The following is a 12,479-nucleotide window of genomic DNA, read 5'->3' as shown; positions in this document are numbered from 1 at the left end:
TCAGTCGCTAACTCGGGCCTCGGACAAGACGTAACATGACAACAATAGTCAATCCTTATCGAATGTTATAACGCAGTATTGGTTTTCGAGTTAGCGAGCCGCAAGGTGATTATCTTCATTTTCGTGGCAGGAGGTTTGTAAGTCATTTATTTTAAACGTTATATATTCAAGCCTATATCTTCACCTTATGCATTGAACTTGTTCAATTCTCTTCTTGCTGATTTTTGCATCTTGGATGATAACGGGTATGATTAATGAATTTCATTTTATAAAATGACGACGGTGATAATGATGAAAACAATACTATGCTTTGGTGATTCAAATACTTGGGGAACAGTACCCGATGAGAATCGACGTTATGATTTAACTGAAAGGTGGACAAGCTTATTAAAAAACGCGCTTCCTGCTCATTTTGAAGTTATTGAGGCAGGGCAACCTGGGCGTACAACTGTGCATGATGACCCTTTTAATGCTGGCCGAAATGGACTGCAATATTTACGTCCATGTTTAGAATCTCATGTGCCTGATTTGGTGCTGATCATGCTCGGTACCAATGATTTAAAGCATCGTTTTGGCCTGTCTCCCGATGACATTTCACGTGGTGTGTCTGTGTTAGTTGAAACGGTACATAAATTTGACACTGCTTGTAAAAAAAAGGCACCTAAAGTTTTATTGATCTCTCCTCCTCCTATTTATGAGGTTGGTGAATTCGCTGATATGTTTGCAGGTGGGACTGCTAAATCCTTATCCTTAGCAGAATACTATCAACGTAGCGCAGAAAAACTAGGGTGTAGCTTCTTTGATGCTGGTAGCGTCGTTACCTCATGTAATAAAGAGGGAATCCATTGGGATGTAGAGCAACATAAACTTTTTGCTAATGCCTTAGTGCCAGTGATTCAAGCTATTTTTAGTCATGATATCTAGCGCAGTCCCTCACTATTAACACTCGCTAGTAAGGTTCGCTATTAAATCTTAATCATTTGATAGAAGCGACTAAAAGAGTGGCGCTGTTTTTTCATGATTTAGTGTTAATCAGAGTGCCACTTCCCCACCATGCTATTAGGCCAAGCTGTTCGATTGTAATTTATAGTTGTCGCTTTTTACTGATTGCTAAACTTCTCCACAGAATCCGATAGCCCTCAACCGTTAACAACCTCTATCAATTTTTATAAATTTGTTCAATAAGACTTATTTTTCAATTGGCCGACATTTTTTAACTGTTTGATTAAATAATTATCTTTGATATTGTGGTCGCGCACGTTGATAGCAATATTAATGTCGCATATCCACCGTGAATATGGACTTTTACTTATTGTGTTGAATTCATGATTCAATGATTACAATCGGTATTATGCAACTTAACAAAGATGTTGAGGCGATGGTGTCTGTAGGTTTTTTTATCATAATTAAAAATTAATGGAGTTTTTCATGAAAATTATATCGAGCATCGCATTGCTACTTGTTTTTTTATCACCTAGTGCTTTTGCAAAATGGCAACTGCAAGGGAATGAATCTAGCGTCAATTTTGTCTCTGTAAAAAGTTCACAAACGGCGGAAGTACATCATTTTAAAAAGCTCACTGGCGCTATTAGCGATACTGGCGCAGTTGAACTCAATATTGATCTTACTAGTGCAGAAACGAATATTGGTATTCGTAATGATAGAGTTAAAGCGATGTTATTTGAAACATCAACATTTTCAAAAGCAAAAGTTAGCGGTGCTATTGATATAGAGAAAGTTGCGCACTTAAATGTAGGCGATAGCTATATTGAAACCGTTAAGTTAGACCTCGACTTGCATGGGGCTTCACAGGAAGTATCAAACGAAGTACAAGTGGTTAAACTCAATGATGGAAAATTATTGGTTAGCTCGATAAGACCGGTTGTTATTAATGCAAGTAGTTTTGGATTAGAGAAAGGCATCGAGCAATTGCGAGAAGTTGCTAAGCTGCCATCAATTAGTACTGCCGTTCCGGTAACATTTAACCTCATCTTTGTGCAATAAAAACGTCGAAATTCCGTTCTACTTATCGTTACAAGCAAACAGTTGGTTATTGAATTGAATTACAAAGTCTATATGGACTGATTCATAACCGACTTTTTTCATGTTGTTTATAACAACGTAAATCTTGAAATTTTACAATTTAGAATTTAACTAATTAGGAGAAATATAATGACTCATTCAACAATGCAAGCTGGTGCGCTATTTCCGAGTACCGTGGTTACAAGTATTGACGGTGAAGCGGTTGATATCAGCCAGATTAGTGCAAATGCAGATTGGAGAATGGTGGTAGTTTATCGTGGAAAGCATTGCCCATTATGTACTAAATACCTGAACTTATTAGAAACTTATAAAGAAAGGTTTGCAGCTAACGGAGTAGAAATTGTTGCCGTTTCGGCAGACAGTAAAGAACAGCTTGAAATGCAATTACCTGCTTTAGAAATAAGCTTTCCTATCTACCATGGTTTGAGCATTGAGCAAATGAAAGCTTTGGGTGTCTATATTTCAGACCCTCGTTCTGAAAAAGAGACGGATCATGCTTTTGCTGAACCAGGTTTGTTTGTTATTAATACTAAAGGCCAAGTACAGCTAGTAGATATTTCAAATGGTCCATTCAGTCGACCTGATTTAGCTGTTTTAGCGGGTGGGTTAGAGTTTATTAAAGCGCCTGAAAATGATTATCCAATTCGTGGAACACATTAATAAACGAGTATAACGGTATAGTTTGTATTAGTTTAAACTAGAAAAATAGGGCTAAAATAAAAGAAAGCACTTTCTTTTTTTTAGCCCTTATTGTTTTAGTCTTTTTATTTTTCTGTTTGCTATTATTTTAGTTGATAAGCCTATAAAGCTTATTATTAACGAGGTCTTTATGGAATGGAGTACATGGTTAGTTTATATCAGTGTGATTAGTATATTGATATTCAGCCCTGGACCATCGGCGCTATTATGTATTGCTGATGGTGTTAAGTTTGGCAACAAGAAAACAATCCCTACTATTTTAGGTGGTGCAATAGCCGCTCTTATTTTGATGAGTATTTCAGCAATTGGACTTGGCGCTATTTTGGCCGCTTCAGAACATCTCTTTTTTGTTATCAAAATGCTTGGTGCGCTGTATTTGATCTATTTAGGTTGGAGTGCATGGAAAGAAGGTAAAATTGACCTTCCATCTGAGACTACAATAAACACTAAATTAGTCTCTTATTCCAGTGTTACACTTTTTCGTAAAGGGTTTATGGTTGGTATTAGTAACCCTAAAGATCTGCTGTTTTTTATCGCTTTGTTCCCAAGTTTTATGGATGCACAATTACCTCAAGTTGAACAATATATTGTATTAGCCAGCACTTGGTTTTTAATCGATTGTAGCTCTATGTTTATGTATGCGGGTTTAGGGTCCAAAATAAGTCCATTATTAGCTAAGCCTCGTACCATGAACATTGTTAACCGTGTTGTTGGTAGTGTGTTTATTACATTAGGCGGCGCATTAGCGGCTTCTGCTGGATTCGATAGGAAAGGGTAAGTATAAAACTATTCGAGCAGTAATGAGCATACTGATTCTTTAAAGCATTCAGTTGAGGTCGGTTTTACTAAACAATTAACCTCAACTGAATCAGTACTAATAATAACTATAAGCTAAAAGCTAATAACTATAAATTGAGTAAATAGGCTTCAATAAACTTACCTTGATTAGGTGCTTTAGGCGCAGTTTTGAAGGTTAGAGTTTTATTATTTTGACGTAGTTTTAGCGTATTACCAAATTCACATTCAATTTTATTAAATTGTGCAAACTGAGTTTTAAAGGTTTGATCATTTTTACACATATAAGCCATTTGCTCGGCAACTTGAGCACAAAAAGCACCTACAGCATATTGCTGCAATGTTTTATCATCGATAGCAGTCCATTCCACGTTTGTTTTTATTGCTAGCCCGCACTGTTTATTAATATCAGTATTGGCTTCAGCGACTTTCTGTTGCTGATAATTCAGGTGCTTCTGACGATTAAAAGTAGCCAGTTTAGCTTGTGTGCCTTGCTTTAATTGCTGCTCGTACTGCGCTTTTAAATCGGCGACTATAACTGGATCAGACTGTTTTTTTTTTGATAAATACATGCCGTCACGGGTATCCGGTATATACAGTGTGTACGAACAACAACCATAACTGTCTCCCACACTGACTAAGCCGCGCTCGGTACCATCATAGGTATATTTGTAAGCATTATTACTTCCATGAGGCTTAAAATCGGTCAGAAATGTAATGCCGTCAATCTCATGATTAATACCGGTTATTTTTATTAATGCTTGTTTTTTATCTGTTGTCGGTGCGATAACAACATTAACACCTTCTCTTGAACTGAGTTCAATAGGATATTTAGCTAGCTCCAAAGCATAGCTTTTTGATGATAGGAGTAGGCAAGTTAGTAATAATATTTTTTTCACAATAAGTCCTTTTAAGTATCTTAATTTTATATTTAAATTAGTTTATAGCATTGATCATAATGATTTAAAAGCACTATACGTGAAGGGAGTTTTAGATATTTTTAACCTTGGCGTGTAAAGTAGCGAATCAAAAATAATTAATGGGCAATAAGATGAAAAAAGTAATCGATAAGCTTGCTTGGTTGATGATCGTTGATGGGAAATTACTTAATGCACGCTCTAAAGATAAAAGTCTTTTTTATTTACCCGGTGGTAAACGCGAAATAGGTGAATCTGATCAACAAGCATTGATTAGGGAAATAAAAGAAGAAGTTTCTGTTGATATCATAGCCGACTCGATTCAATACGCCGGCACATTTGAAGCACCTGCCGATGGCGAAAAGGCTGAAGCGGTTGTGAAACTAACCTGTTATTTTGCTGATTTTGAAGGACAGCTTTGTGCTCAATCTGAAATAGCTGAGATCGCATTTATCGACTTTGAAAATAAATCGCGTTGTTCCTTGGGATCTATTCAAGTAATGCAATGGCTTAAGAATCAGAATTTAATACAATAAGACATTGTTTTTTTGCAAATTTTATACAGATACTTTTAAGCGAAGATCTGTTTTAATAGTTTCCATCAAATAAGATTAGTTAGGAAATATTATGAAAATTACAGGAAAGTGTCACTGTGGTGATATCGTTTACCACGCAGAAATAGATGAAACTAAAGTAGTAAGTTGCCACTGTAGTGATTGTCAGGTGATGTCCAGTGGACCTTTTAGAAGTGCGGTAATGTCATTACCCAATGCAGTTACTTTTATCGGAAAAAAACCCAAAGAATACATTAAGACAGCTGAAAGTGGTAATAAGCGAGCGCAAGGTTTTTGTGAAAACTGTGCAACAACATTGTATGCAACATCGGTCGGTGAGGGTGATAAAATCTATGGTTTACGCCTAGGTGCGATTGAACAACGTGAGTTGTTGACGCCAAAAGCACAAATATGGTGTCGTTCTGCAGCTCCATGGTTGAAGGCATTAGCGGATATTCCTGCCTTTGAGACTTCAATACCTAAATAAAATACTTTTACTTACAAGCCTAAACCTATATCTAACTTGATGGTAGCTCTATAAGTTAGGGCTTGTATTATATTAATCCAATCTGATTAAAGATGTTCATTGAAGGTGATGTTACGCCCACCCAAATAACCAAAAACACCACATAATAAACTGGATAATGCGCATAACCACAATACTGGAGTCCAGCTATCAAATTGAGAATGTAATAAACCTGCAAGCATTGGTCCTATCGCTGCTAGTAGATAGCCTATACATTGCGCCATTCCCGATAGTGAGGCTGCTTGTCCTGAATGATGGGTGCGTAAACTAATATATGATAGTCCGAGGATAAAAATAGCACCTGAACAAAACCCCATTGTTATTGACCAAACAAAAGCAAATTCCGGTAGGTACAATAATCCTAATGCACATATAAAACCTAATATCGCTAATGATAACGCCAACACTCGTTGATCTTTTAGTTTTGATAGCAGGGGAATCAAAATGATCCCGGGTACAGCAGAAGCAAGTTGAAAAGTGCCATGTAACACTCCCGCTTGCTGTGCATCATGCCCACCTTCCATCAATATATTGGGTAACCACGCAATCATTATGTAGGTAAAGAAGGAATTCAGTCCTAAACATAGTGTTATTTGCCACGCTAAGGCATGGTGCCAAATTCTTCCTGGCGAAAGTGCTTGGGTGAGGTCTTTAGTGGGTTTGGTATGTAATTTTAATTGCGGTAACCAAATAAGTGCGCTGAATAAGGTGACTAATCCAAAACAAGCCAAAGCAATCTGCCAACCTAAATCCTGATAAGCCGCAAGTGGAATAATCAGTGCTGAATAACTTCCGGCAAAAATACCCATTGCTAGCACATAAGCCGAAGTCATCACTGCTACTTTATGTGGAAAGTCACGTTTAATTAAACTGGGTAATAAAACATTACCAATGGCGATACCAACACCGATTATCGCGGTGCCAATGTAAAGCAATATCACCGAATCAATCAAACGAGAGCTTAACCCTAACCCAATCAATAACAATGCAATAAATAGTGAAATTTCAAGACCTTGTTTCTTGGCTAAGGTAGTGGCCACAGGTGAGGCAATCGCAAATGCGAGTAAAGGTAATGTGGTTAACATACCAGCTTGAGAAGCACTTAGATTAAAACTATTAATAACTTGATCTAACACTGGGCCAATACCGGTAATTGGCGCACGTAAATTAGCGGCAATAAATAAAATACCAATAATTAGAATAGCAGAAGCAAGTCGGGACCGTTGAGGCGAAATGGAATGCATAATCAGACTCTATTATTATAAAAAAAAAGAGCGCAGATGATAACAGATAATAGTAATTAAACGCATCTAATCGTCACTAAATAGTTGAGTAAAAATGATTTAAAATAATGGTTATTTAAGTAGAGATTTAATGCATAGCTACAGATAAAAAATCTGCTTGTTGTTGCTTGTATGAAATTATTTTTATTTAACCCCACTTTTACAAGTCATCCGTTTATATCAATAACAAAGGTTTATTAACCATCAATCGCAGAGGTTGATGAAACGTCTATTGACATAAAAAGTGATATTAAAGGTGATAATATGATGAACAACTTACAACAAAGCTCACAAGCAACTCATAGCATGAAAAAATACCGTTTAACTGTATTGAGTGGCGCTATTTTATGTACTTTAACTGCCTGTAATCAACCCAATATGGGCAATGTGAAAGAGAATGTTAAGGGCAACGAAAAAACAGCTCCTATTGAATTCCTTGAGCTGGAAAAAATCGCGATTGAAGATGCCGCCTTATACCAAGCTGCTGAGTCCCAAGCTGCCAAGTCGCATGCAGATCAATTAATGCATAAACAATCTCGCCTTCAATCCATGCAGTTAAGTGATATGGCAATAGTCGATTCAACGGTTTTATCGAAGATGATTGAGCCACCAATAACCAATCCAGAAGTTACCATTACACAATCTACCATTACACAATCTACCATTACACAAGATAATAATGAGCATTATTTAAGTTCACTTTCAAACCCTGTTAAACAGGTTAAAAGCGAACCATTGTCTACATTCTCAATTGATGTTGATAGTGGCAGTTATAGTAATATGCGTCGTTTTATTAATCATGGACAGTTGCCTCCTACAGATGCAGTACGTGAGGAAGCATTCATTAATTATTTTAATTATCATTACCGTGCACCTACCGATATCGATAGTCCGTTTAAAGTACATACGGAAGTAGCTAATGCTCCTTGGAATCATCAACGACAATTATTAAAAATAGGTATTAAGGGATTTGAGATAGCAAAATCTGACCTAAAATCTGCTAATTTAGTATTTTTATTGGATGTCTCTGGATCAATGAATACCGCAGATAAATTACCTTTGCTTAAAACAAGTTTATCGATGCTGACTAAGCAGCTTGATGGAAACGACTCCGTAGCGATTGTGGTTTATGCCGGTGCTGCAGGAGTTGTATTGCCAGCTACCGCTGGAAGTGATCAACAAACGATTACTAATTCGCTTAACAAATTAGCTGCGGGTGGATCAACCAATGGCGCACAAGGTATTGAACTTGCCTATCAAATAGCACAAAAAAACTATAAAGAAGGGGGCGTGAATCGAGTGATATTAGCTACCGATGGCGATTTTAATGTCGGTACTCAATCAATTGATAAGTTAAAAGAGATGATCGCCAAAAAACGTGAGTCAGGCATTGCTTTAACAACCTTAGGTTTTGGACAGGGGAATTATAATGATGCATTGATGGAGCAATTAGCGCAGATTGGAAATGGTCAACATGCCTACATTGATAATATTAATGAGGCACGCAAAATATTAGTTGATGAAATCAGTAGTACCATGCAGATAATCGCTAAAGATGTGAAAATTCAGGTAGAGTTTAATCCACAGCAAGTTGCTGAATATCGATTAATTGGTTATCAAAATCGTTTATTAGCCCGTGAAGATTTTAATAATGATAAGGTTGACGCGGCTGAGTTAGGAGCCGGTCATAGGGTTACTGCGTTATATGAAATTACCTTAAGTAACACACATCATAAATACATAGATGCATCGCGTTATCAAACTGACTCACTAAAAGGTCAGTCTCAAAATCAGCCAAACAACCAAGAATTAGCATTTGTGAAAGTACGTTACAAACAGCCTAATAGCGAAGTTAGTCAATTAATAACTCAAGCTGTGATGCTCGAAGACCAACCGACAGCAGCAAGTGATGACTTTAAGTTTGCTAGTGCAGTTGCCGGTTTTGCACAACTATTAAAAGGTGCAAAATACACTGGGCAATGGCAGTATCAAGATGTCATAAAATTAGCCTTAGAGAGTAAAGGTGAAGATCTTTTTGGTTACCGAGCTGAATTCATTCAGCTAGTAAGAACAGCAGATGCTTTACAATAAGGTCTTGGATTCAGATTATAAAAGGGTAATGGTAATTAAGGATATGATGACAGGGATCGCAGATGAAATGCTGATGCAACAATATGCCCAGGGCGATGTACAGGCTTTTAGTCAGCTGTACACTCGTCACAAAAATAGCCTCTATCGATACTTTCTACGCCAAGTGTCAACACCTGAGTTAGCAGAAGAATTATATCAAGAGGTCTGGAGTAAATTGATTAAAGCCAGCCCTAGTTATCAAGTGCAAAGTAAATTTAGTACTTGGTTATACCGAATTGCACATAATGAATTAATCGATTATTACCGACGTCATACCTCCCAAAAGAAAGTGTTCTCGACCAATGTAGAGCAAATAGAACATCCTTCAGTAGTTGAGAATGGTGAACTTGATCAAAGTGGTCAATCAAGCGAAAATTTTCTATCGGATACAACAGATACTACTGTCGAGGATGATATCTATGCAACGCAACAGATAAAACAGGTTAAATGGTGTTTACAGCAACTGCCGAGAGAGCAAAAAGAAGCCTTTTTACTTAAGCATGAATCAGGTTTTGCGGTGAATGAAATTGCATTATTAGTTGGCGAGTCCCATGACAGTATTAAAAGTCGCATTCGTTATGGATTAAATAAATTAAAGCATTGTGTGATGCATAATATGAGGAAATTTTATGAGTGATAAATTAACTGATCACGACCTTATATCCCTTTATCATCAAGGTGCAAAAGAGCAGCCGAGTACTGACTTGAACTCGAAAATTTTAACATTAGCGGAAGCACAAACTAATGCCACTGAGCAAAAGGTCGAGGAAACAACGGTAGCAACAACAAGGCTAGGCTTAGATAAGTCAAAACCGAATAAGAATTCTTCGACTGATATTGACTCTAGATTAAATAATGTAACACCATTATCCGAGCATTTGATAAACCATAACACCATAAAAAATAGCACCACCAATGAGTCTCCAAATAAGCTTCCTCAAAAGAAACCTCTTTACAAAACATGGTATGGACAGCTTTCAACGGCTGCTTCGTTAGTTTTGGTGGGCGTGTTGTACTTACAAAATTTACAGCCAATGCAAAGCATAGCGCCAATGTCAGATAAAACCTCAATGCAAGAGCAGCAGCAAATTGAAGAGCAATTACTGCAAAGAAAAAGTATTCAAGTAGAGTCTGAAGCTTTAATGGAAAGGGCTGGAAATAAGATCATGATGCAATCTAAACGCCTATCGCAGGAAGCCCCTCAGTTCAATACTGATAGTGCTAATAACTCTGACAGTATAAATAATGCTAAAGAAAACTTAATGGTAGATCGTTCGGTAGCAACAAAGAGCCAGAAATTAAACATAACTAATACGTTGCAGCAAATTGCGTTGTATTTGGATAAAGATGAAAAAGAACAAGCAGACAGACTTTTTAACGAGTTATTAACTAATTACCCAGAAATGACAAAAGAATTAACAATAAGTTATGAAGCCTTATTGTCTGAATCCAAGTAACTTATTTAATCAGTAATGCAATATGAAATAGTTGTGATCCTTTGATTAAATAAGCTGTTAAACTAGGTGCAGAAAAATGACAATGTAAATAGGAATATAAATGTTAATAGTAGATTATCAAAGTAAGAGTTATCACCGTTTTTTAAATGATATGCCTCAGATCGTAAACCATAAAACACGTTTTTTGATTACTGTAAATGGAGCGGATGATGCTGAGATTAGTGCTGCTACGGCAGAACTAGCTGCTATTACAAAAAGTATTGTGCAGCACTCTACTGCGATCAGCGATAAAGCTTCAAATGAACAAGTTGACCAATTATTTGTTGATGCTAGAACAAGCCGTAATATCTTATTATTTGAACAGTCTGATTTATTATTTGATAAAAAAACGATAGTAAAAAATTCACATCAACGCGATATCGGTTTTGATCTTAATAATTTATTCAAAAATATAGCAAAGCATAATGGCATGGTAATTTTAGCAACTGACCAAAAACAAACTTTAAGTGCCTCTATGTCTACTAAAATGGACGTATTGATCCGCTTTAGATAACCAGTTTTTTAGTCTCAATAGCTACAGTAGTAAAAATAACGAACAGCCATTCTTCTTAACTTCATTCAATAAAGCGAGTCTGTATGATCTTGCTCTTTTTATTGAATGGATCCCGCCCAATACAAACCTTTTTGAACTGCACAAAAGTCTATAACAAGGTTTATTTGCAACATATTGAAAAAATAAGTTTAGATTTCATTAGTCCGTGCAGAGGTTTCCTAATTATGCTTCAACTCACATTGATGACAATAAGAAGATATATTTTGCAATATTCCTCCCAAGTTGACTACAATACAATTATGGATGTACCTATAAAGTAGTGCTTTTAATGGTGAAGTCACTTTTTAGCTATGCCTTAACTTATTATACGAATCATATCTAATAAGTGATCTATATTTTAATAGGTGAAATAGCGCACTTGATTACTTGAATTCAAGTTTTGATTAGTATCACTAGGACTATTTAATGAAACAGCCAGATATTCCATTTAACGAAATAAATCGACTTGAGGTACTTCACAGCTTACGGATCATAGATACTCCCGCTGAAGAACGTTTTGATAGGCTAACGAGAATGGCTAAGCGTATGTTTAATGTACCCATTGCATTAGTCACTTTGGTTGATGAAAATAGGCAGTGGTTTAAGTCTAGTATTGGTATCGAGGCAACTGAAGTGTCGCGTGATATTTCATTTTGTGGCCATGCAATTCTCGATAGTGAAGTTTTAGTTGTTCCATCTGCAAGCAACGATCATCGTTTTGTTGATAATCCGCTAGTTATTGAAGAGCCAAATGTAGAGTTTTATGCGGGATGCCCTTTAGTAGTAGGGGGTTACCGACTCGGTACTTTATGTATTGCGGACAATCATGCAAGGGACTTTGATGATCAAGATATTGCAGCATTAAAAGATTTAGCGGCGACCGTTGAACATGAGCTTTCTGCATTACAAATGGCCACCCATGATGAACTAACTGGAATATTAAATAGACGTGGTTTTATCTCATTAGCTCAAAATAGTTTAACGCTAAGCGAGAGAAACGGGTTTACTTCTACACTTGTTTATTTAGATTTGGATGATTTTAAGGTTATTAATGATAGCTTGGGGCACGCAGTTGGAGACAAAATATTACATTCATTTGCTGCTTTATTAAACCGCTCATTTCGTGATTCAGATATTGTCGCTCGGCTTGCTGGGGACGAGTTTGTACTACTTTTAAACAATGCTTCACAGCGAGAGGCACAAAAAATAATGGTTAACTTTAAGCAGTCGCTATCAGATTACCTGCAACAAAGTGAAATGCGCTGTAATGTTTCGTTTTCAACGGGTTTTGTTGAGTTTGATCCTAATAAACATAGCTCCATAGACCTATTATTATCAGAAGCAGATCAGCAAATGTATGTCTGTAAAGGTGCAAAAAGGTAAAGCTTAGTGCTTTGAATGCGTAGCTAATACACTCTATGTAATATGAAAACTTTAAGCTAAATTTTTTAACTGCGAACTACTTTCACTAAACACTTCTTAA

The 12,479-nt window shown here is 36.5% G+C and carries 13 protein-coding genes; 11 read left to right on the top strand and 2 right to left on the bottom strand.

Annotation, left to right across the window (positions count from 1 at the left end; all coding sequences use genetic code 11):
• Window positions 1–291: 291 nt before the first annotated feature.
• The 4 genes from MT391_RS05975 to MT391_RS05960 all read left to right on the top strand — a co-directional run bounded on the left by MT391_RS05975 (window position 292) and on the right by MT391_RS05960 (window position 3,520).
• On the top strand, window positions 292–924 hold the full coding sequence (locus MT391_RS05975) for an SGNH/GDSL hydrolase family protein (RefSeq protein ID WP_166369912.1): 633 nt from the start codon (window positions 292–294) through the stop codon (window positions 922–924).
• A 504-nt stretch (window positions 925–1,428) separates the two neighbouring features.
• Complete coding sequence (locus MT391_RS05970; RefSeq protein WP_166369914.1) at window positions 1,429–2,004, top strand: YceI family protein; 576 nt, start codon at window positions 1,429–1,431, stop codon at window positions 2,002–2,004.
• Between the two features lie 168 nt (window positions 2,005–2,172).
• Window positions 2,173–2,703 carry a redoxin domain-containing protein gene (locus MT391_RS05965; protein ID WP_166369916.1) on the top strand — a complete coding sequence of 177 codons (531 nt, stop codon included), beginning with the start codon at window positions 2,173–2,175 and terminating at the stop codon, window positions 2,701–2,703.
• Between the two features lie 169 nt (window positions 2,704–2,872).
• Window positions 2,873–3,520, top strand: a complete 648-nt coding sequence (locus MT391_RS05960) for a LysE family translocator (protein WP_499497203.1) — start codon at window positions 2,873–2,875, stop codon at window positions 3,518–3,520.
• A gap of 127 nt (window positions 3,521–3,647) precedes the next feature.
• Here MT391_RS05960 and MT391_RS05955 read toward each other — a convergent pair whose 3' ends face one another.
• A complete protein-coding gene (locus MT391_RS05955) occupies window positions 3,648–4,436 on the bottom strand; it encodes a hypothetical protein (protein ID WP_499497202.1) in 789 nt (262 codons plus the stop codon).
• Window positions 4,437–4,588: 152 nt separating this feature from the next.
• Here MT391_RS05955 and MT391_RS05950 point away from each other — a divergent pair, with 152 nt between their 5' ends.
• Both MT391_RS05950 and MT391_RS05945 read left to right on the top strand, forming a co-directional pair.
• The gene (locus MT391_RS05950) at window positions 4,589–4,990 is read left to right on the top strand and encodes an NUDIX hydrolase (RefSeq protein ID WP_499442270.1); all 402 of its coding nucleotides are present in this window, start codon (window positions 4,589–4,591) and stop codon (window positions 4,988–4,990) included.
• Window positions 4,991–5,081: 91 nt separating this feature from the next.
• Window positions 5,082–5,495 (top strand): GFA family protein, encoded by a 414-nt coding sequence (locus MT391_RS05945; RefSeq protein ID WP_299664171.1) that lies wholly within the window; start codon window positions 5,082–5,084, stop codon window positions 5,493–5,495.
• 86 nt (window positions 5,496–5,581) lie between these two features.
• Here the strand turns inward: MT391_RS05945 and MT391_RS05940 are convergent, their stop codons facing one another.
• Window positions 5,582–6,778, bottom strand: coding sequence for an MFS transporter (locus tag MT391_RS05940; RefSeq protein WP_166369926.1), 1,197 nt, complete (start codon window positions 6,776–6,778; stop codon window positions 5,582–5,584).
• Between the two features lie 303 nt (window positions 6,779–7,081).
• Between MT391_RS05940 and MT391_RS05935 the strand changes: the two genes are divergently transcribed.
• The 5 genes from MT391_RS05935 (at window position 7,082) to MT391_RS05915 (ending at window position 12,379) form a co-directional block, all read left to right on the top strand.
• Window positions 7,082–8,908, top strand: coding sequence for a vWA domain-containing protein (locus MT391_RS05935; protein ID WP_499497201.1), 1,827 nt, complete (start codon window positions 7,082–7,084; stop codon window positions 8,906–8,908).
• A gap of 43 nt (window positions 8,909–8,951) precedes the next feature.
• Window positions 8,952–9,584, top strand: coding sequence for a sigma-70 family RNA polymerase sigma factor (locus MT391_RS05930; protein WP_499497200.1), 633 nt, complete (start codon window positions 8,952–8,954; stop codon window positions 9,582–9,584).
• Window positions 9,577–10,404 carry a hypothetical protein gene (locus tag MT391_RS05925; RefSeq protein ID WP_499497199.1) on the top strand — a complete coding sequence of 276 codons (828 nt, stop codon included), beginning with the start codon at window positions 9,577–9,579 and terminating at the stop codon, window positions 10,402–10,404. Before MT391_RS05930 ends, MT391_RS05925 begins: the two co-directional genes overlap by 8 nt.
• A gap of 100 nt (window positions 10,405–10,504) precedes the next feature.
• Window positions 10,505–10,957: a hypothetical protein gene (locus MT391_RS05920; protein WP_499442263.1), complete on the top strand. Its 453-nt coding sequence runs from the start codon at window positions 10,505–10,507 to the stop codon at window positions 10,955–10,957.
• 465 nt (window positions 10,958–11,422) lie between these two features.
• The gene (locus MT391_RS05915; protein ID WP_499442261.1) at window positions 11,423–12,379 is read left to right on the top strand and encodes a sensor domain-containing diguanylate cyclase; all 957 of its coding nucleotides are present in this window, start codon (window positions 11,423–11,425) and stop codon (window positions 12,377–12,379) included.
• The last annotated feature ends 100 nt before the right edge of the window (window positions 12,380–12,479 follow it).

It is taken from the genome of Vibrio sp. 1-Bac 57 (assembly GCF_037546855.1).
In the GTDB taxonomy this organism is placed as follows: Bacteria; Pseudomonadota; Gammaproteobacteria; order Enterobacterales; family Psychromonadaceae; genus Psychromonas.
The sequence above is the reverse complement of the archived record's forward strand: the minus strand, read 5'-3'. Positions and strand labels throughout refer to the sequence as shown.